15 protein-coding genes and 1 pseudogene are annotated in these 21,067 nt (G+C 54.6%); 7 read left to right on the top strand and 9 right to left on the bottom strand.

The window, feature by feature from the left end; genetic code table 11:
- The first annotated feature begins 146 nt into the window (after positions 1–146).
- The 3 genes and pseudogenes from NLX68_RS05590 to NLX68_RS05580 all read left to right on the top strand — a co-directional run bounded on the left by NLX68_RS05590 (position 147) and on the right by NLX68_RS05580 (position 4,011).
- Positions 147–2,300 (top strand): AAA family ATPase, encoded by a 2,154-nt coding sequence (locus NLX68_RS05590; RefSeq protein WP_254283224.1) that lies wholly within the window; start codon positions 147–149, stop codon positions 2,298–2,300.
- A gap of 567 nt (positions 2,301–2,867) precedes the next feature.
- A pseudogene (locus NLX68_RS05585) lies at positions 2,868–3,043 on the top strand (Lrp/AsnC ligand binding domain-containing protein); the annotation flags it as partial.
- 743 nt (positions 3,044–3,786) lie between these two features.
- Positions 3,787–4,011, top strand: coding sequence for a hypothetical protein (locus NLX68_RS05580; RefSeq protein WP_227974149.1), 225 nt, complete (start codon positions 3,787–3,789; stop codon positions 4,009–4,011).
- Positions 4,012–4,106: 95 nt separating this feature from the next.
- Here the strand turns inward: NLX68_RS05580 and NLX68_RS05575 are convergent, their stop codons facing one another.
- On the bottom strand, positions 4,107–4,655 hold the full coding sequence (locus NLX68_RS05575) for a hypothetical protein (RefSeq protein WP_254283223.1): 549 nt from the start codon (positions 4,653–4,655) through the stop codon (positions 4,107–4,109).
- 478 nt (positions 4,656–5,133) lie between these two features.
- Between NLX68_RS05575 and NLX68_RS05570 the strand changes: the two genes are divergently transcribed.
- The gene (locus NLX68_RS05570; RefSeq protein ID WP_254283222.1) at positions 5,134–5,325 is read left to right on the top strand and encodes an MbcA/ParS/Xre antitoxin family protein; all 192 of its coding nucleotides are present in this window, start codon (positions 5,134–5,136) and stop codon (positions 5,323–5,325) included.
- A 147-nt stretch (positions 5,326–5,472) separates the two neighbouring features.
- Positions 5,473–6,519 carry a DUF4062 domain-containing protein gene (locus NLX68_RS05565; protein WP_254283221.1) on the top strand — a complete coding sequence of 349 codons (1,047 nt, stop codon included), beginning with the start codon at positions 5,473–5,475 and terminating at the stop codon, positions 6,517–6,519.
- A 410-nt stretch (positions 6,520–6,929) separates the two neighbouring features.
- On the opposite strand, the gene NLX68_RS05560 is transcribed toward NLX68_RS05565, so the two are convergent.
- Both NLX68_RS05560 and NLX68_RS05555 read right to left on the bottom strand, forming a co-directional pair.
- Entirely contained in the window at positions 6,930–7,826 is an 897-nt protein-coding gene (locus NLX68_RS05560; RefSeq protein ID WP_254283219.1) for a bacteriophage abortive infection AbiH family protein, read from the bottom strand.
- Between the two features lie 58 nt (positions 7,827–7,884).
- Positions 7,885–8,817, bottom strand: a complete 933-nt coding sequence (locus NLX68_RS05555; protein WP_254283217.1) for a hypothetical protein — start codon at positions 8,815–8,817, stop codon at positions 7,885–7,887.
- 596 nt (positions 8,818–9,413) lie between these two features.
- On the opposite strand from NLX68_RS05555, the gene NLX68_RS26495 reads away from it, so the two are divergent.
- Positions 9,414–9,857, top strand: a complete 444-nt coding sequence (locus NLX68_RS26495) for a hypothetical protein (protein WP_367949523.1) — start codon at positions 9,414–9,416, stop codon at positions 9,855–9,857.
- A gap of 2 nt (positions 9,858–9,859) precedes the next feature.
- Here the strand turns inward: NLX68_RS26495 and NLX68_RS05550 are convergent, their stop codons facing one another.
- The 4 genes from NLX68_RS05550 to NLX68_RS05535 are packed head-to-tail and all read right to left on the bottom strand — an operon-like array spanning position 9,860 to position 16,298.
- The gene (locus tag NLX68_RS05550; protein ID WP_254283216.1) at positions 9,860–11,278 is read right to left on the bottom strand and encodes a site-specific integrase; all 1,419 of its coding nucleotides are present in this window, start codon (positions 11,276–11,278) and stop codon (positions 9,860–9,862) included.
- Positions 11,259–11,873, bottom strand: coding sequence for a hypothetical protein (locus NLX68_RS05545; protein WP_254283214.1), 615 nt, complete (start codon positions 11,871–11,873; stop codon positions 11,259–11,261). The genes NLX68_RS05550 and NLX68_RS05545 overlap by 20 nt, the downstream gene beginning before the upstream one ends.
- 11 nt (positions 11,874–11,884) lie before the next feature.
- The gene (locus NLX68_RS05540; RefSeq protein ID WP_254283212.1) at positions 11,885–14,011 is read right to left on the bottom strand and encodes an integrase; all 2,127 of its coding nucleotides are present in this window, start codon (positions 14,009–14,011) and stop codon (positions 11,885–11,887) included.
- Positions 13,995–16,298, bottom strand: coding sequence for a hypothetical protein (locus tag NLX68_RS05535; protein ID WP_254283209.1), 2,304 nt, complete (start codon positions 16,296–16,298; stop codon positions 13,995–13,997). Before NLX68_RS05535 ends, NLX68_RS05540 begins: the two co-directional genes overlap by 17 nt.
- A gap of 91 nt (positions 16,299–16,389) precedes the next feature.
- Here NLX68_RS05535 and NLX68_RS05530 point away from each other — a divergent pair, with 91 nt between their 5' ends.
- Positions 16,390–16,674 (top strand): YggL family protein, encoded by a 285-nt coding sequence (locus NLX68_RS05530; RefSeq protein WP_254283321.1) that lies wholly within the window; start codon positions 16,390–16,392, stop codon positions 16,672–16,674.
- Positions 16,675–16,731: 57 nt separating this feature from the next.
- Here NLX68_RS05530 and NLX68_RS05525 read toward each other — a convergent pair whose 3' ends face one another.
- Positions 16,732–20,382 carry a transporter substrate-binding domain-containing protein gene (locus NLX68_RS05525; protein ID WP_254283206.1) on the bottom strand — a complete coding sequence of 1,217 codons (3,651 nt, stop codon included), beginning with the start codon at positions 20,380–20,382 and terminating at the stop codon, positions 16,732–16,734.
- A gap of 8 nt (positions 20,383–20,390) precedes the next feature.
- On the bottom strand, positions 20,391–21,023 hold the full coding sequence (locus NLX68_RS05520) for a response regulator transcription factor (RefSeq protein WP_254283205.1): 633 nt from the start codon (positions 21,021–21,023) through the stop codon (positions 20,391–20,393).
- Between the last annotated feature and the right edge of the window lie 44 nt (positions 21,024–21,067).

The raw sequence follows: 21,067 nt of genomic DNA, 5'->3' as shown, positions 1-21,067 counted from the left end.
AGGTTGGCATGAGCTTCTGAACCTGAAACATCCCCGGACTCACGCCGGTCAGACCAATAGTTGTTTCAGAGGGTATGCTGGCCCTATGAAATCGCACATTTTCTGCTTATCTTTGAGCTGGATCTGCCTCTGCCAGGGACTGTGTCATGCTCGAAAAAATTCTACTGCGCAATGTTTCCAGCTACTCCCCTGACGCTGCCGTTTCCATCGCTCCGCTCAAGCGCGTGAGCCTCTTCTACGGTCAGAACGGCACAGGAAAGACCACCATTGGCAGCTACCTCCAAGCCCAAGGCGAGGCCTGTTACAACGCCTGCGGGGTTGAGCCGGTTAAGGTAGGCCGCGAGGTGCTGGTCTACAACCATCACTTCATGGAGAAGAACTTCCAGGAAGCGACCTCTCAGCCAGGGGTATTCACGCTCAATGAGGGGAACATTGAGGCCAAAGAAGCATTGGCGACGGCAGAGGCGTCCATTGCTGAGCTGACGATCGCCCATGATGCTGAAATGGAGAAGGGAGTTAACAGCAAGAAGGTTCGTGACGCTGCGTATGAGGTACTCCTGGATAGTGTGTGGAAGCCCAAGCGCGAGTTTGATGGTACTGCTCTGGCTTATTGCTTCAAGTCGCTCAACACCAGAGAGCGATTGCTAGAGCACGTCCGGAGTGTACCGCTGGCGGTCTCCACCGAGACTGCGCAAGTGCTATTAGCTGAGGCAGTTGCGCTCAAGGAGTTCAGCGATCAGGAGCTGCCAGGCATCCCGTCGCTCGCGTTCCAAGCCCAAAGTCTGGAGAGTGATCCGATCTTGCAAGAGGTAATTACGGGGTCAGGGGACTCTTACCTTTCTGCATTTATTCAGCGACTGGGAAACTCGGACTGGGTCAAGCACGCTATGCGTTATGAGACAGAAGCGCACGACAAATGCCCGCTTTGCCAGCAAAATCTGCCACCGGATTTTTACGCTGAGGTTCGTAAAGTCTTCGACAAGACCTACGAGGAGCGCCTGGATGTGCTGCGACAACTCGAAGGTCGGTACCGGAGCGGAGTCGAGCAGTTTTTTCGTCGGTGCGAGGCTCCGGAGTATCAGCACCAAGCAATCAAGCTGCATCTCTCCAAGCTACAGGCTTTGCTCCAAAAAAACCTCCAAGCCTTGGCCGGGAAAATCACCAGTCCGTCCTTGATAACGACGTTGGAGTCCACCGTTCCTTTAACAGCTCAATTGAATGCTGCGATTGCGGCTGAACAGCGGAAGATTGACGAGATCAACGCGAAGATAAGAAATCGTAGGGAACATGAGGAAGCCATCAAACAACGCTTTTGGAAGTGGTACAGAGGTGCGTGCAACGCCTTTTTCGTGACATTCGACAAAGTTGAGAGGGCACAAGGTCGAATACGCCAGGCGGCCAAGGATGAAGTCCAGGCCCTCAGAAATCGTATCCAAGAGCAGCAGGGCATCGTGACAACCTCCAGAGCGTCAATCACCAATATCGATCAAGCGGTCGAGAACATAAAATATTGGTTGCGGATGCTTGGACTGAAGGGTTTTACGCTGATCAGGGAGGAGGGTACTGTACCTCAATATCGGCTTGAGCGTCCTGGCCAGACTGAAGGGGTGTTCAAGACCCTGAGCGAGGGCGAGAAAACGCTGATCTCATTCCTCTACTTCCTGGAGGTTTGCAACGGAGAGATGGGCTCTGGAGCTGGGAAGCTCAAGAGTGATCGGATCATCGTCATCGACGATCCGATTTCGAGCCTTTCCCATAACTACGTCTACGACATCGCGTCCTTGATCAGGCGTCAGGTGCTGATGCCGAAGGAGCGCTTCAAGCAGGTGATCATCCTGACGCACAACCTCTTCTTCTTCCATGAAATGGTCAAGCTGTTGAAAGAGGATGGAGAGAAAGAATTTGCGCTGTTCCGCATCACCAAGTCCGAATACAGCTCGGTGGTGGCGATGGAGGAGCGGGAAATACAAAACGACTACCAGGCGTGCTGGCAGACGATCAAGGATGCCCTGCAGGGGAGGACGTCTCCCAACGTGTTGCCAAACATGATGCGCAACATCTTGGAGTATTACTTCAGCTTCGTGCACCAGACACCCACACTGCGCCAGGCGCTGATGAAACTCAGCGAGGACAAGCCAGAATTCAGGGCGTTTTTCCGTTACATCAACCGTGAGTCCCATACGGACTCGGTGAACATCACGGACTTCGGTGAAATCGACCCTACCACCTTCATCGACCGCTTCAAGGATGTGTTCGTGGAAACGAATTTCGAAGCGCATTTTGACAAGATGATGGCGTGAGGTTGTTCAGGGAGGAGGGGAGCTGGAAGGCTAATCAGTGGTAAGGGAGCAAATTTAACCGAGGCAAGTACTGGCCTTTTCACACCGGCTTTCCACTGATAGCATTGGGCCTGCAACTACCACCGAAGGACTCTCCTTCCTGCCTGGCACTCATCTGCTCGCTTTGCACGTGGCGTGTAAAGGCTATCAGCGGCCCGCTGAGATCAGATGGAGAATACGCCATGACCGATCATGGAAAAGTTGTCCTGGTTCGCCAGTACAACCGTTTCCGGCTGGGGCAATGGGAGATCGTGTGCACGCACATGCGCTCCCTTCCGCGCCGTTAATTGAACGTACCTAGGTGGTAGCTGCACCCTCTCTATCATGCTCCTTCCTGATGCCAGCCTGGCTATCATCTGCGCCTAGCCCATGCTGACCTTCTTCTGAAACTTGGCCACAGCCTGCTCAAATTGCACAGCTGCGAATTTCTGAGCGCGTCGCTAAAAATGGCCTTTTGTGCGGTCAGTACCGTACAAGGCTATTTAATTGCGACACTTTATGCCATTTTGCGACATTTTTGGCCCCACCCAAGCGCAGCGCTTGTTCCGCGATCCGGACTACATGTTGAGGTGGTGACCACTGAACTTCATGCGTTTCAGAGTCTCTACGATGAAGAGCTATCCAGGCTTCCGAACGTCCAGCGTTTGATCTCCACCCTCGTCATGAAGCACGTGATTACTGACTGTCCACTTCCTTTCGCCTGAGCAGTGAAGGCGCGCAAGGAGAATGGGTGGAGGCACCGCTGAGAGCTGTATTTCAGCCATGCTCCAGCCATTTAGCAAGCTTATCCCCTCATCAATCGCGGCATGAAGCGCATCGCGGGTCACATGAACGGTGGGCGCCATCCTCCAGCTGCCGCCTTTGCTCGCCAGAAGACTTTTCTCATAGTTGCTGACAAATAGAGGACTTGGGTGCTTTCGAAGAGCTCTGAAATTGTGGCTAGCTCGCGTAGACGTTATAGACGCCGCATGCTGGCTAGCATTCCGAGCCAGCACCACTTGCTCCAAAATAGAGAAGTTCACAGGGCACTGGCTCCAGTTAACGCCATGCTTGGCGAAACAGGCTCGATAGGGTCTTCCTTGTGTTCTGGGGAGGGTGAATTCCAAACTCTTGGATTCGCAGACGTTATCCTGGGCGGGGGTATTCTAGCTAATGGCCATCCCTGACGCAGTGATTGCTCCTTCCGGGCTCCATGTCAACGCCATGGCCTTGGGGGCTCTCGGTGGGGCTCAGAAAGAACTAATCCCCTGGAATGAACATGCCATCAGGGGGAGGGGAGGGCATCCAGAGTCGGGGGAAGAGGCCTTTGCTCTGGCTTGAGCATTGGCGTGGTGAGGGTTTCTCACCGCTCGTCGACGGCATGAACATGTCGGAGGAGCGGCGTTGTGCTTGCTGGAAACAGGCGTAGATTGATGAGCTCACAATGAGCTATTGAGGAGAGCTGGCCATGACTCAGAACCTAGATCTTCGCATCTTCACCCCCGATCAGCTGCAAGCCCACGATTTGAACATCGCCACGAAGGTACACCAAGCGACCGTCGCTAGCGTCATTCGCAAAGTGAACGTCATGAACCCGGGACAGGTTCTGAACGCCTCTAGGGAAAACGGTAAAGAGCTCCTTTGGCCAAAGGAGAAGCTGGAGCAGGTACTCAAGCACATTGAAGAGTCGTAATCGCTGGCACCAATGCGGAACAGGCTCGACTAGTCGAACTGGAGGCATTGAGAAGGGCCCGTAGCCTGGGATGCGAGCCCTTCTCATTGTGCGATTTACTTCAGTCGAGGACGGCCATAGGACGGCTCGGGGCTGAGGAATGTGGGCACCTCCGAGAGCATCAGATCACACTCCACCAATGCAGGGCCGTGCCAGAACAGTGTCCAGCGTTTGTAGTCTTCCTTCGTCTCGATCATGTATAGCGTTTCTTTTCTGGTCTCCCTGAAGACACGGATGAACCATGTGGGGTTGATCTGGGAGGGAACCCGGAGCTCATAGCCGTCATCCGACCACCCAACCCAATGGCTAAAGAAGCTGCGCTCAAAGAAATCGTGCAACTGGACAAAGTAGTAGGATTTGCTTTCGTCGGCTGGCGCCGCTGCGCAGCGGTCTTTACCGTGGTCGCGCCACGATTTGAAAGTATTCTTGAAGGCCTCGAAGCAGTTTTTCCACGACTCAAAGCCGTAGCGGCGCGCGACGATCGACAAGCAAGCTTTATGTCGCAAAGCCTTCTGGCTGTTCCGCTTCAAGATCTTGGCTTCGCGCTTAATCTGCTGAAGAAGCTCGGGGGTGAGGGGCTGTGTGGGGGTAAGAGATTTGGACATAGCTATCCCATAAATCCAATACGGAGCTCTGGCCCGCTCAGGCCCAAGATTTGTGGGTAGTCGTCAGATTTTTGCTATCAGTGTTCTCACTTGGGCCAGCGGGCGGCTCAGGCACCTGTAGTCGTACCTATAGCCGAAATGGTGCGGTAACTCTTGCGAAGCTGTCAAGGCGTCGGTCGTTCTGGTCATCTCCATCTGTGTTCTCTGCAACGCGTTTTCGCGTCCATGTACGTGCCTCGGTGGCCCTTCACATGGACGTGAAGCTCAGCGTCTTCTGGTGCTCTCTACCAGATTGGTGAGGTCGCATCAGGAAGAGGAGCTTGATACTCTTGGATGACCTGATCAGTCATGGGCAGCATGCCTCTAAAGGTTGGCCAGGCTGGAGTCATGGTGCTCTTCCTGGCTGCATGACCTTCCGTGATCACAGAGCAGACCAGGCTCGCACGGTGATAGCGAGCTCGGAAGTGCGAGGTGGCGTGTGCAAAATTTAGATGCGGTGTGGCAGAAAGCTGAGCAAGTTTTTGGCGACAGGGCCAAAGCCTCAGCATGGCTGTCGACGGCTAGTCAGTTATTCGGTGGCGAGGCACCTATCGACTTCGTGAAAGACCAGGAAGGCTTGGAACGGGTGATCGAGGTGCTGACTCAGATCGAGCATGGGTTTGCTTGTTGAAAGCTCTGTTCACTGCAGTTGGGGAAGGACTGATCACCCGCCAATTTGGGGGCTACTTGGCTCAGGTCGAGTGCTTGGCACTGACCGCTGTTAGGACATACAGTAGTCCCCTAAGGCCGTCAGTTGGCGACAGATTGGGGGATCATTATGAAGGTGTTCGTGAGCTCCGTGGTTGGAGGGTTTGAGCAGTACCGGGCTGCAGCTAGGAAGGCGATCACACTGCTGGGGCACACGCCAGTGATGTGCGAGGAATTCGGTGCACGTCCTTACTCTTCGCAGCATGCGTGCATGACGGAGATCGACCAAGCTGATGTCGTGGTACTGATCCTTGGCGCGAATTTCGGCTACGAAACTGCCACTGGTGAGTCAGTCACTCAACAGGAGTTTCGGCGAGCGAAGACGACCGGCAAGCCTATCCTGGCTTTTCTCGAAACAGTGGAGATGGAAGAGAGCCAGAGAGCGTTTTCTCGGGAAGTCTCCGACTACCTCGATGGCCTGTTCCGGCTGACATTCTCTGATCAGTATGAGCTATCAGACGGCATCGTTCAGGGCCTGAATCAACTCTCCGTGAATCGTAAGGCCATCTCGGAGCAGGAGTTCGTACAGCGCTTGCAGCAGAAAGATGGCAATGGCCGGCGGGTTGGCTATGACCACGAAGCTCGCCTGGAGGTAGCGTTCTTGCCTCAGCCTGAAACCCTCGACACGTTGCGCGCCGCCCATGCTCAACACGATCCGTTCTTTCTCAAGCTGTGCCAGGCTGGGCTTGGCTCGATCAAAGGCGGCTACAAGGACTTCGATAGCGCCTATCAGACGGGAATTGATACCCCGGATGTGAAGTGGCGGCACCATGAGAGTGGGTTGTGCTGGTTGTCTATTTCACTGGCCAACGCTTCGACGTCGCGAGGCATCATGGACTCGTATTACCTATCGCCATCCAGGGTCAGAGCAGGTGCTGAAGCTGCATTCGGGTTGCTGTGCGATGGGAAGAGTGGGTGGTTCCAGATCAGCCTGACTGGGGTTGACCACAAGCTCTTCGCTGAGCCTCCGGCTTCATCTTCCAACAGCGTTTCGTTGCCGTTCCGATCTGAGCAGAAGCTGGAAGAGCGGAGCTTGTTGATTCCTGCCACGCCGGCGGCGTACCGTCATTGGTTGGACGAGGTGATGTTCAGGTTTGAGCGCAAAATGTCCATGTGAATGCTATATGGGCCGGTGAGTGGACACGGGCATATAAGGCAGGCCGTCTGGATTATTCATCGTGGGACGCGGGCGGTCGCGTCGATACCACCACCAAGCAGAGCTTCGCCGCTCACGACCCTGTAAACCTTTTTTTTGATGTGTAAACCGCGTTGGTTAATAGGTCAAAAATTTAGTTTACAGGCCGAGGTCGAGGACGACTGGATGGAGAAGGAAGACCAACCGAATGCTCATTTTTCTTCGTCAGTACTGTGCATACCAGAGGTTGGGGCTGTATCAATTATCAATGCCGCTCGGGCAGGCGCCTGGGCAGGTCACACTCCGAGCCGAACTGACGCACCTGATGTCAGGCGCAGGTCGGGCAGGGCTTTGGCTATCAATAGATGGCCGCGAGCGTTGATGCAGGCTGGCTACAGTTGCGACCATGGCTTGAAGTCTATGCATTCGTTGGGCACACCGAAATCGATGAGACACGCTGCTTTGCTCGTGTTCTCATTGAGCGACCTGACCGCCACTGTCCAACGCGGGCTAGCCTGCAAGGCTTCAACGAGCGCCAGGAAATACGCCTCATCCACCTTGGAAAGGGAATGGCCGAGGACGACGACCTGAGTGATCGATTTCAGTCCTTCGAAGTAAGGCTTTTGCTGCTCGATGATCTTGGCGCTCGGTTTGAAAGTCTTCTCGAAATAGTCATCCAGAATGCTCATCGCCTCCGCAAACCGGGTATCAGTGTTCTCGTCCACCCCGTCTTGGAGCGACGAGCGATCAGCGGCTGCCCGTGCATGACCAAGCACCAGATCAGAGCTCTCGTCTTCGCCCTCACCATGGATGTGCAGAATGTTCTCTGGAGCAATGTCGTACAGTTTCGTCAGCGTGCTGGTGTAGTTGAATGTCAGGTAGGCCGCATCCTTGTCCAGGGACGTCAGCAGTTGGGGAACCTGATCGCGGTCAGGCATCGGGATGGATCTGATCCAGTTCGCAAAGTGTTGCTGCAACCCAGCCGACAAACCGGTCGCGACCTTCTCCACTTCGTACTGAAAGTCGTGATGGCCAGCATCGCTCCAATCCTCAGCCGAGTAGGGAACGAGGAAGCCCTCCAGTTCGGTGACAATGTCCTCGGTGTCCAGGTCGGCAAGCGAAAGTTCAAGCTCCGCCCAGTCTTCGTCGATGGCGATGTAGCTTTCGACCCAATCGAAAACCTCCCGATCCGTCGCTTCCAGGTAGTTCTTGAATCGCCAGTACTGGGTGGGAAGGCCATGGTGAAGATCAAAGCCGTTGCCAATGATGTAGAGGGTCTTATTGGTCATGAGGGTTCCTGATGCAGGTGCACGCTGGCTTGGGTAGGGTCGTCTGTGCCGTGAGAGATTACTGATCGATTTTGGAAACTTGGGCCTTCAGAACTAGGTTCAAGGTCAATCTGCGCTTGGTCAGGGTTTTGAAGCGTCCCTCCCTGGGCGCTTTTTCGGGTGCGGTACTGGAGTGCTTCCACATGCCCAAGACCACGATCTCATCGTCCTTCTCAATGCCTTTGAGCCAAGCCGGATCCTTGGCCCAAATGCTCACTTCAAGGCCGATGCCATTTTCCGAGTCGTCGGGGTCGACGCGGAATTTGTTCATTTGCAAATTGATGACGTTCTTGGACTTGTCACCCCTGATTTCAGTCCTGACGCTGCTCACGGCGCCCTGAATCGCAATGGGGTGTTGTACGACGTTGTGCGACACCGCGTAATACGCCTCTGCGTGGCGCTCAGCCTCGAAATAGAACTGATTCCAGGCGACCTTCACATTGCCTTCAAACACCAGCTCCAGGTGCTGTTCGATGTCCTGGTCGTTGTCACAGAGCGCGCGAAGCTTGAGGGCTCGCTTGGCAGAGTTGATGTAGGCGGGAAGAAGGTTTGGGTTATGGGTGTAAGTCCGACCCGCTGTGGCCCGGGTGCCTCCATCGTCCGCGAAGTTACGGCCACCTGTTTCCAAGGCTTCTTTGATCATCACCAGCCGCATGCGGTATCGATTGTGCTGGATGCTCTCGATCAGATCTTCGGAGGTACTGGCAATGTCGCTAATTTCCTCGTCCACCCCGAAACGACAATTCGCGGCATGAGCACCTTTGGGATAGAGACGAAAATAACCTTGGACGAAAACAGATTTGTCGTACATTTCCCGGGTGTACGGTGGGTTATGAGCGACTGGGGTGCCGCATTTGCATTGCAAAGGCTCAGCGCCGGTGCCCTTGGTGTATGTATCTGCTTCCCAACGATCGCCATTCTGGTCGAAGGCGTGATCCATCTTGATGCCCATACAACTCCCTCATGTCAAAGTTGGATCAAATCCAATCACCCTGTCGAGCATGAAGCCCGATTGGCCGTCCTGGTACGAGGCCGGGATGTCTTAGTAGCGACGTGGCGACGATGTGACAACGACTTGGTGCCAGGCGATACGGCTGAGCTATGGTGCCACGGGCAGCTCTAGCGAGGCTGTCTGGCTATGGGCCACCAGTGTACTGATCGGGGAGGGGGCTGCAAACCTACTCAGCTACAGCCACTGTTCATCCCCACTCTGCTCGTGTCGGCGGCGCATGGTCAGGCGGGGAGGGCTGTATCGCGTATAGATCGGGGCTCGCCGGTTACGGTGGCGCTTCATCGAAACGAAAGCCATCGATGGAGCAGAAACAGATGCCGGCATGAACCGACCGGAAGGGGTAGACGGCAAAGGCATGCACTCGTTTCAGCCGACGCTCCTATCCGAGGTCACTTTCGCTGAGCGCACCTCCGACGGCGTGGTCATTCATGCGTTGTCCCGGGTAATCGGACGGACAAGCGTGCCCAGGATATCATTAGGAGAAGCCGGCGCCCGCGCCGAAGGGGCGACAGTCTTCCCAGGCGACGTTGGATGACATGGCTGCCGCGACCAGAGGACTGATAACCCATCCTGAGCAAAAAATTGACCCTACTAACGGCCTCACTAAAAGAAACTTGGCCGAATATTATGCTCAGGCCTCACCCTTGCTTCTTCCTCACCTGAAAGACGGCCTCATCGCTCTGGTCAGGGCGCCCGTGGGAATCACCGGTGCCCGAACATCACAAACGCGCCGAAGGCCGAAGCACGCAAAGCGGGTATGGCCATCAACGGCGTCGAAGCCTTGGTCGGTGCCGTGCAGGTGGGCACCATCGAACTGCATTCCTGGAACGACACTACCGACCAAAGTAAGCAGTCAGACGGGCCAAGGCGCTAGCAAAGCCAGGCATCTTTATTCTCACGGTCTCCGCCCAAAGGATTCAGAAACCTTGGAGTGCAAGCATTTCATCTTCGAGGGCACTCCATGTTGGCCTCCTAACTGAGACTATGCAGCTTGGAGGTCGCGATCCATAGCAGCATCCAGCTGTTCATCACGTTCAATGTATTGCTCTTTTGTGAGCTTGCCTTTTTTGAAGTCGTCACGCAGTCGCTTTCGGCGCTTCTCATAGTTCTCATAGGTTCGGGCAGCTTCGGCGTTTTGAATGATCTGCTGGTACTTCGATTTCTGTTTGAACGCAGAATCGACGTAGTCCAACAAGCTCTCCAAGGTGGCGTGCCCGCTCTTTGTCATCGCCCGCTCCGCCAGCATTTTGTTGGTCATCAACGTCTGCCTGAACGAATCTGGACTCAGCGCCTGAGTTGCTGAAATTAGCTCGGCAACTACATTGGTGCAAAATAAGTGACGGAACAAGTGAGCACAAGCCTGCTCATCTACTCCTGCTGCGCGCCTAATTTTCCAGAACTCCGTCGTAATGCTGTCGATGCCTAAGGGTCGGCCCCCTCGCTCTGTCACAAACAAGTATCCGTGATCCGGGGAGTCCTTAAACTTCTTCATAATGGCCCGTCTCGGGCCGCGAATGTAGTCTATGAGCTCGTCGATCAGTGGCGGGCTCAGCTCCAGATCACGTGTGATCCCCAAGCCGCCGCGCTTTAGTGTATTGACCGTGATCGTTGGCTTTCTAACTTTACTGGCAGCAATGATGTCGGCCACCATCAAAGGCTGGGTTTCGGCTCGGCGAGTTCCCATTTCCTCAAACAGCGAGATCATCAAATGTCGGCGGGTGCTCAAGAAATCGGACGCCGAGGTCGCGTCAATTGCATCCCTCAATTTCGCGATGGTGGCCTCACCGATCGGCTTGCGAGTTTTCTTCGCAGACGGTGTCCTGAACGACCTGTGATGGACGCTTGAGCGTTTCAATGCTTTACCATTTCTGTAGTAGATGGAATCTACCATAACAATCGAAATGGTACCGTTGACTCCCACGAAGTTATGTATTCCGTTCATTTCGGCGACATGAGCAAGGAAGTTTAAACAGCGCCTGCCGATGCCTGTGATTGTCCGCTCATTTCTCTTAAATTGTTTGGGTTTGTCGAGCTTTCTTTCTTGGCGAAGGACGTCAATGAAATTACAAAAGTCGTCGTCGGATAAAGCGATGAAATTGGTCTTGTTGTAGTAGCAAAATCTGATCAAATGACTGATCTGTCCAGCGTACTGCCCGAATGATCCACCTTTCGTGCCCTGCCTCGATGGGCCATTTCCGCCTCGGCCAGAGTGCATTCGAAGTTTTATCATGTAGGCATTTGCCTGCAAGCAAGGTGAGCCATCAGGCCAGCACATGAATGGCATCATATTGCCGCTGATGGTGTGAAATTCCCCTTCAGTCATGTAGTCGTACAGTCGAAGCTCCGGTATGGGCGTGAAAAGCTGACCTGACTCGGGGTATTTAAGGACTTGTTTTTTCATTAGGCACCAGCTTCAGGTGTTTTTCAGTAGACAACAGGGTAATGTCATCGAAAGGAGCGGGGTTCATCCCTAGGATCCTGATCACTCGATCAATCGCATCTTTAATTCGCTTTTGTCGCAATCCGGTGCCTGGAGTGTCAGCGATAGTAATCAGGTCTCGCCGGTTAACCTCTAATGCTTGTATGAGCACCATGTTTACTGCGTGGAGTTGCGATACCGAAGCCTTCAGCTCTTCAACCTGCTGCTCCAGGGCGCTATTAGATCGCTTCTTCGGTTCTGGTGGATCTTCGCTCAGTGCGGTGATGGCTGCCTGGGCATAGGCTCGTAGTTTGTCCAGATAGGTGAAGTCGCGGTCAGGGCCGTTTTTCGCCAGCTTTTTCTTCAGTGTATTCAGGCTTATCGGCTTAATGGCCACCTGTTCGTTTCGAATGCTGAATTCGGCATCGAGCGCGCAAAGGCAACCTTGACTCCTCAGTGCATGAAGCACCTTTTCGTTTTCGGCGTAAGTTCCAGGCGCACGGCAAACATCTTCAAGCAGTCGGAAAATGTTCTCAATGGACTGTTCTATTTGCTCGCGTTTGGTTAGTGTGCTCATTGGGGTGCGCCTTATTGTTCTTCTGTTACGATGAAAAGAACCTTCATGGACTTGCCGTTTTCATCGTGGTAAAAATGCGGCTTGATCTGTACTTTGCCTTCTTCTTGCATTGCTTCTAGGTAGCTTTCGATTTGTTGCTCATCGACCAGCTTGAAGGACGTCGTACCAAATTTTTCAGCCAACAACTTCTTGAGGTTGTCGTAATTTTCCAGGCGATCTTGCTTGGCCCGATCAGCAAAATACCGAGCGCCAGCCCCTCGGATATCTTTGGGCTCCAAACACTCAGTCAAGTAATGCCATACGTGTTCAATATCACGATGCCCAAGCATCCAGCGTAGCGTGTCCAGCTCGCCGTAACTATTGGTGTAGAAGAACATAATGGCGAAGAAACGCCGCATTTGATGCTGGCGGACGTAATAACGCTCACCGTTGTCATTCAAATCACTTTCGAAGTAGTCGCAGGCGAAGTCGAGGTGGCGGTTGTAAAGATGTAGCGTACAATCTCGGAGGCCGTCATAACCCTGTGATGACGGAGTGGCAAACAAATCGGTCAGCTCATCAATTACTCCCGCTGCCTTCAGTTGGTTTTGAAAGCGCTGGAGCTCTTCGATCATCTCGACCGCAATCGCGTCGATGGGGCGAGACTCGCGCTGGCGTAAGCCCAGCGCTTTGCGCGTCGACTTGGCCAGTTTAAAAATAAGCCATGACTTGCTCTCGTCTAGGCACTTCTTTACGTTGAGCGTTACCAGTTCGTCGACGCGTCGGGCCATAAGCATGCCGACCGTCATTTGAATGCTTCCCAGATAGACGTACACCAATTCGAGTAAGCCGTAATTTGCTCTCAAATCAGTAAAGTATTTCTCAGGCGTACCTTTTCGACGCCTTGTACTCTGGCGCCCATTTCCTCTGTGCGCTTTGTTCTTGCTATTTTCGAAACTGTTGTGGCTGGAAAGTCCTAGTTTTTTTACCCCCAGGTTGACAAGCTCTGGCCCAATAGTCCTCCGAAAGTCCTCTTCTGTGATATGAATCATTGGGATGCCTTGAGCACGGCAATAACTTGCTACTTTGACAAATCCATCTAAAACTTTTCTGCCATGCTCTACATGGAATTCCATGCTTTTGCGGAAAAGCTTCATCAGGTTTGCTGATGGAACGCTTCTGTAGCGAGAGGGTTCGTTGACCTTAGGAATATAGTCGATAATTTCTTCAGTGTCCGAAGGGTAAGGCAGTCCGAGCGCTTTCAGCGCTGCGCTATTAACAATGGTGTAGCGAAAATAGTAGTACAGGCTCTGTTGTAGAGTTTCAGAATTCCCAGTTGTTACACTAACGCCGGGATACTCCCGTAAGTACCTTTGGTCTTCTGGGTGAAATGTAAGGGCATGAAGTGCTGTTTTTGGGGTGCCCCAGCCACGAATTGTGTCGGGGTAGAGGATTTTTGAAAGTGATTTGGTACTGACTCTCCAGCCAAGATGGCTCGAACCGTAATACAAGTCAGCTTTCATCAGGGCTGCCCTGACTCTTGGGATGTCAGGAACTGCGATGTCGAGCTTCAAGTCCTCCAGTTCATCGTCGCTGACTTCCTTCATCGTCGGATACTTGGCAAAAATCTCTTCTTCTTCCGATTGGGTAAGCTCGCTTAGCGCCTTTGCACAGAATGCGGAAACGCGAGCGTGCCATTGGTAAACTGAATCCGCGAAACGAGGCGTAGATGCCAGCTGGTTGAGAATACCTTTAAGGTCGTCACCGTTTAGAGCCCCAAGTCCGAATGGGATCAGTTGGAATCCCTTGGCGTGGATTAATAGGTAGTCAACGACCCTCAGCGCGTTCATAACGCGCATGTTCTGAGAGACCGGCGCAAGGGTCGCGAATTCCTCGTTGACTCCATTGGCGCCGATGATCAGCAGATGCTTTAGAGAGCGCAAAAGCTCGCTATGATGCTCATCTGTCAGCAGACTGCCGTCCCAGAGCTGAACCCCCCAATGCAGTTCGAAAGGCTCATTTTGGGAGGTTTTGACTCGCCAGACATTCGTCGCAAAGTCGGTGAGTAGCCAAGGGGCGGTCGTGTGTGGCGCCGAGTTGTTTTCTCCGAATGTGTCGAGGAACGCATAGCCGCGCTTACGCTTAGCGACCTGAGACATAGATCAGCCCCTCCATTTTCTTCGCATCAACTAATTCGAGTGCGGCCTTCAGGTACTTCTTCAGCACCCCCTTAGTACCGCTGGTGATTTCTGTTCGAACCGTTTCCGCAATAGATGCCCAGAATTCTGCCTTGCCGCAGACCCTGATCCTGTCGGTGGAAGCTTTCACAGCCGCTTCAAGTGAAAGAAGCGAGGCCAGGAACGGTACGCCAATCGAGAGTATCGCCTCTGTGCGCTTGACTTCTTGGCGCTGCGCCTTGCGCTCCGGATCCGATGCCTCAGGCGGGATTTCCTGGATACGATGCTTTTCCAAAAAGCTATCTAACTCGTCCATAGTGTTGAATTCGGTCACCCTGAAGAGGTAAGGGCTATCTTTCATAGCCTCACATACCATTGCTTTCTGAAATACCCTGATCCAACGGGCCTTGATGAACGCCAAAAGAGCGTCCGGGAGATAGTGGCTCAGCAAGTCGGCATAATAGTTCTCATGTCCAAGTGCTTTGGACATCTCTTCAGAGCTTTTACTTTGAATGAAAATCTCGACTGCCCTGGATGCGCGCACCGTCGTTAAGCGAATGCGCTTAAAGAAACCGAGAAGCTCGGCGTCTGTCAGATCGCAATGGGGTTTGAACTGTTCAAGCAGTCTGTCGCGCAACCCTCTGTCATTATCGAACGAAGATTCTTTCCATGCTGTTGTTTTGGCCAATCGGAAAGATGTGCACGACTGGCCTGATGTTAGGAACAGATAACGATAGGTGTCGTTTCGCTCAGACCGCAGCTTGCGTCGGCCAATGCTGGTAATATCAATGAGGTCTTTGACAATGCTCAAGGAGATGTCATTGAGATCGATCACTTGCTCGCGCGTATCTGGCTGCTTTCGTGATTTATAGCCGATCAGTTGCCTGGCCGCTTCGTGGAAGCCACTCAGAGAGTCATGCTCGTCGTAGAGTTCGAAACTCCTCAGGAACTCAGTCGTGATTTCCGGGTGTTCAAGCACAAGTAAACATTGGAATGGAAAAAGGCTGCCGGCGACTGGAAAACCGAATGTATGGGCTAACTGCTTAGCGCTGCATTCTTCGCCGGTAATATATGTGTAGACTTTGCAAAGAAAGCTCAGAGGCACACTGTTGTCCATTGACTCAAGCGTGGCACAAATGTCTGCCAGAGAATATTTTCTGTAAGTTTTTTTGCCGTGCTCAATGATTTTATTGCCTTCTTTGGCTAATGAGACTCGGCGAGTATATCGAGCTTTCAAATCTTCAGCTTGCGCGGTTGCCCATCGGCGTACGATTGATACGTCATGTTTTATGTGGAAAAACAGGATCTCGACTGCTTCAACATCGGTTACATGCAACGGGATACTTGTGAGCAGCTTTTCTTGTACCAACAGACCGTCTTCTGTTTCCTTGATTTTAGTTTGCGAGGGGTGTTTGGTGGCCGGAGGCGGGCGCTTAATTGGAGATGACAATTTCGCCCAGACATCAGTTTTGCACAGGTTGGCTTCAAGGTTATTCAGGAAACGGTTGTAATTTTTAATGTGCGTTTCCGCATCAAGGTCGGCAGCCTCGCAGTATTCGAAATGTGCCTTTCCAAAGGCTTGCATAAATTGCTTAATGCCAGCTTCTGTTTTGAAGGTGCTAGCAGGCCAGCGATGAGCGTTTTCACCCATATAGTCGAACATATGGTTCCATTCGATTCGGAATAGGTCAGGACGATTCCGGTACTGCTTCTCCAGCTCAGTAAAAATATCCTGGACGAAGTCTTGCCCGTAAGGAGTCACCAACTGAGCGAGGCGAAGATGAGCTGAGCTGTAGTCAGGACGGTGAATGCTCCATCCATTCCAGTACCAAATTTGGAAATCGTTGGCCGCCTCTAGGATCGAAGCGCAAATAGCAGCATCAGCCTCGAACTGGGTGAAGTCCCATTCCAAGGGGTGAAGGTCAGGCTGGGTGTCCCGGGCCGTGATGAGGCATTGGTATAGAAGGCGGCAGAATTTCAACCGTTCCTTTTCAGCGATATCAGTCAGGCTTTTGCCCGCCATCGCTACCGTGAAATCTTCAAGGATGCACTGGATCTCCGGTGTTCTGAGCGTCTCCATGGTGATCAGCTGGCCTGTGAGGTCGCAGTAGACTTCGAGCATCTTAAGAGGGCGGTTGATGAGGTAGCTCTTGAGGTTCAGCGCCTTGCGCAGCGTCTCGGCTGCCTGCTCAACAAGACTCCTCACGTCTTCATCGATAGCCTTGAAGGGATGATAGGTGATTGCGGTGAGGTTTTTGACAATTGTCATTTTTATATCGCTGGTAATCTAGTCTGGAAGGCCTTTAAAATGGCCGTTCTAGCGATAATGACATGCATCGCTAAGTAGTCAAACTAAAGAGCTGGGTTTTGAGCTGAACCTGGAATTCAAGGAAGATCTGTCCGACGAAGCCATTGACGCCTTCCTCGATGCTTTCCTGGATGACGCCATGGATGCCAATGGTCTGGACTACGTTGGCGGCGACGACTTCGGTCTGGTCTGCAGCGCCAAGCGCGGCTCGGTCACTGAAGAGCAGCGTGCAACTGTTGAAAGCTGGCTCAAAGGCCGCAGCGAACTGACCAAAATCGAAGTCAGCCCGTTGCTGGACGCCTGGTATCCGGAAAACCCGGTTAACTCGGCTTCCTGATCCTGCTGAAACGGCGGCCCCAGTGGCCGCCGTTTTCGTTTCTGCCCCGCCGCCTGTTCAGGTGTTGCCCCGCGATGGTTGGGCTGGCTGTGCGTGCAAGTACCCCTGCAACGCGTCTTCAAGCGCGCTCAAGACGCTCAGTAGCTGCTGCTGGCGATCCTCCAATACCGATGCTGCCTGGTTGCTCTGGCAATCGGCCTCCAGCTGCTCGCAGGCCTGAATCAGACTGTCGGCCTGAATGATGCGGGCGGGTCCCAGAATCTTGTGTGCCTGATTCATCAGTTGCACTGCATCGCCGAGCGGATCGATGGCCTTGAGCGAGGCGCGGTCATGTTTGAAACTGCGCAGCAGTTCTTCGAGCAGTTGGCGTAAATCACTCATGCTCTTGCCCACCACCGGCTCCAGCCCCTGCAGGTCGAATGGCAGCGGCGCGGGCGCTGGCGGCTGCGCGGCCAGCAAGGGCGCTTCGGCCAGGCGCCGGCTCAGTGCATTGAGGCTGATGGGCTTGAGCAGGCAGTCGTCCATGCCAACCTGGCGGCAGCGCTCGCGTACCTCCGGCTGGGCGTTGGCGGTGTAGCCGAGGATGGTGCAGGGTACCCATTGATACTGCCGTTCGTGGTCCCGCGCTGCCTGGGTGAACTGGTAGCCATTCAACTGTGGCATGTTGCAATCGACGATCACCACATCGAACTGCCCCTGGCGCCAGGTGCTCAGGCCACTCAGTCCATTGTCGGCGCTTGCATGTTCAAGCCCCAGAAAATTCAGCTGCTGGGCAATCAGCAGCAGGTTGGCGGGATGGTCATCGATGACCAGCACGCGCAGGGGGGGCAGCACGGCACAGGGCTCTGGCGTTGCCGGGGCAGGCTTGGGGGTTGCCGCCAACAGGGTCATGGGCATGCCGATGTACACACGGGTGCCCTGGCCGAGCACGCTGTGCAGGGTCAGGTTGCCTCCCATCGACTGGCACAGGTCGCGGCTGATCGCCAGGCCCAGGCCAGTACCGCTGCGGGCCAGGTTGCTGTCCGGGTTGGCCTGGGCGAACGGCAGGAACAGGCGCTGCTGGTCCTGCGGGCTAATACCGATGCCACTGTCCTGTACCATTACCTGCAAGGTCGGCCGGTCGGCAGCGGGGCCGGGCTCCAGGGCCAGGTGCACGGTGACCTGGCCCTTTTCGGTGAACTTGATCGCGTTGCTGACCAGGTTCGACAGGATTTGCTTGAAACGCAGGGGGTCCAACAGGACCTCGCAGTGGGCCTGCGGGGCAATCTGCAGGCGCAGGAGCAGGTCCTTCTGCCGGGCCACGCCATCGAACACACGACCGACCGATTCGACCAGCTCCGCCAGGTTGACAGGCTCCGGCGCGAGGGTCAGGTGCCCGGACTCGATGCGCGCCATGTCGAGGATGTCGCCAATCAAGGCCAGCAGTTCTTTGGCCGAATTGTAGGCCACCTCGATGGCCGGGCGATCGATATGCCCTTGATCCGCGCGTTTGAGGGTGAGTTCGAGCATGCCGATGATGGCATTCATCGGCGTGCGTATTTCATGGCTGATGGTCGCCAGGAAGACGCTTTTGGCGCGATTGGCGTCATCGGCGCGCTGCTTGGCCAGGCGCAGGTCCTGAATCAGCTGGCGTCGCTCGCTGATATCGATCCAGCCGCCAATGATCCCCTGTACTTCGCCCAGGGAATCCCGATAAGGCAGGATCCAGTGGTAGATGGTCAGTTCGCGCTCCTTGAGCAACAGCGGCCGGTCAACGATCAACGGGATCCCTTCGTGCATGACCTTCTGGTAATCGGCCTGGATCTGACTGGCATAGCAACTGTCGCCCAGGGTGCTGTCCTGGATCCTTTTGCCCAGCACGTCGCTCAGTTGCGCCTCGACAGCTTCCAGGTAACTGTCGTTGCAACTTTGCAGCAGTCCGTCGCGATCGCGAACGTACATGGGATGGGGAGTGCCGTTGAGCAGGGCGCGCATGAACTCGACCTGGTCGTTCAGGGCCCGTTCGGCGGCCTCACGTTGCTTGATCTGGCGGCGCATCCAGGCGTTCCAGGCCAGTGACAGCAGGAGCAACAGGCTGGTACCCAGGACCACCTGGAGAATCAGGCGCTGGTATTTTTGCCAGTAGGCGTCGGTTTCTGTGCTGTAGCCGCGCCAGCGGCTATTGATGATGCCCAGTTCCTCCGGGGCGATGCTCAACAGCGCCTTGTCGAGGATCGACGCCAGTTCCTGGGCGCTGCGCGCAGTGGCCATGGCGAAGGTGGCCGGTTCCGCGCCGACCGAGGAGCGGATCATCAGGTCGCGCTGGGACGCGAGGCTGAAGTTGGCATTGATCAGCGCCGTGATGGCCGCATCGACTTGGCCACTGGCCAGCAATGAAGTGGAATAGAACGTGCTCTCGGTCTCCACCAGTTGAATGTCGGGAAAGCGTTGGCGCAAATCATCGTACAAGGGGCTGTCGCGGGTCAGGGCCAGACGCCGGCCGGCCATCTGCTCGAGCGAATCGGGGCTGTCGGCACCCTTGCGGGTCATTAATACGTAGGAGTTTTCCAGGTAAGGGCGACTGATCGCCAGGGTCCCGGCGCGACGAGGGCTGGGTGAAATCGCTGCGATGATGTCAGCCTGGTCATGGTTGAGGCGGTCGATCATGTCGCTGATGCCGCTAGCCCGTTGCACTTCGAAGCGCAACCCGGTGCGCAGGCGGATAAGTTCCAGCAAATCGGCGGCAATCCCGCGAAAGTTGCCGGCGCTATCGAAGAAGGTCAACGGCGCAGCGGTTTCGTTAACCACCACCCGCACCACCGGATGCCCGCTCAGCCAGCGCTCCTCACGTTGTGACAACTGCAGTTTGCGGTCGGTCAGCAAGACGTCGCTGCCGGCACTCCAGCGTTTGAAGATGCTTTCTCGGGTGCTGCTGGACACCAGGTCGAGGGTGGTGTTGACCAGTTCCAGCAGGGTCTGGTTGTCGTGTCGCACGGCGAAGCTGAAACCTACGGGCTCGTGCTTGCCGAAGTTGGCCATCTTGACGTTTTGCAGATGGCCCTGGTTGATAAGGTAGTGGGTCGAGATGGTATCGCCCAGAAACACATCGGCCTGGTCGAAGGCGACCGCATTGAGGGCATTCTGGTAGGACGGGTATGACTGGATGGTGGCATCGGGATAACTGGCCAGCACTTCATCCAACGGCAGGTAGTGATAGACCATGCTCAGGCGCAGGCCCGCCAAGCCCATATCGAGCGGGCGTGACTCGTTTTCGCGGGTCACCAGCACCGGCTGATCGACGGCATAAGGCTTGGACAGCGCAATGCCGGGAGTCGCTGCCTCGAAGCCGTTGGTGCTGCCCAGCAGGTCGATCTGTCCTTGTACCAGGGCCTTTACCGCCTCCTGGCGAGTAGCGAAACGTTGAACCTGGATCGGCAGGTTCAGTGCCGAGCCGATCAACCCGGCGAAGTCGGCGGTCAGACCTTCGTAATCACGGCCGCTGGCGGTCATGTCAAAGGGCGGGTAATCCGGCGCTGAAGTCCCCAGAACCAGTTGGCCCTTGCCTTGGACCCACATCCGCTGGGTCGACGTCAGTGGCAGTTTTGTGGGCAGCGCACCGGCACGGCTGAACAGCGTGAACAGGCTGGCGGCGACTTCATCTGCCTGGGCGGCAAGGCTCAGACAGGCCAGGGCAGCGCACAGTAACAGGATCAGGCGTTGCCTATGCATGAGTGGCCTCAAACCAGCGCATTGCGTTTCGCCATCTCAATCAATTCGACCAGTGAGTTGGCTTTGAGTTTTTGCATCAGTCTTTTCTTGTAAGTACTGACGGTCTTGTTGCTGAGGAACATGCCCTGGGCAATTTCCTTGTTACTTCTACCTTGGGCAAATAGTTGCAGAACCATCAGTTCGCGATCGTTGACCTGTTTGAACAGGTCCAGTTCCGATACCGCATCATCCTGGCGACGTACAGGGTTGATGGCTTGACTTGGGAAATAGTTGTAGCCGGAAAGTACAGCTTTTATTGCGCTGAGCAGTTCGCAGAGGTCTTCTGCTTTGCACACATAGCCAGCGGCGCCCGAATGCATGCAGCGACTGCCGAAGAGCGCCGGCGATTGCGCGGTCAGTACCAGGATTTTCATTTTTGCGGGGACGCCCATGGCATGGAAGCGCGAGAGCACCTCCAGGCCGTCCAGCCGCGGGATGCTGATGTCGAGGATGATCAGGTCAGGCAGGCATTCACGAACCATTTGCATGGCGTCCACGCCATTGTCCGATTCTCCGACCACTCGATAACCTTCGTTCTCCAGAAGCATGCGCACCGCCAGGCGGATGACCGGGTGATCGTCGACGATGAATACAGAGTACATGTTGAACTTCCATAAAGGTGTCAGAGAGAAATAGCACCTTAACG

Origin of the sequence: Pseudomonas sp. SBB6 (assembly GCF_024213215.1) — a bacterium.
GTDB lineage: Bacteria > Pseudomonadota > Gammaproteobacteria > Pseudomonadales > Pseudomonadaceae > Aquipseudomonas > Aquipseudomonas donghuensis.
The sequence above is the reverse complement of the archived record's forward strand: the minus strand, read 5'-3'. Positions and strand labels throughout refer to the sequence as shown.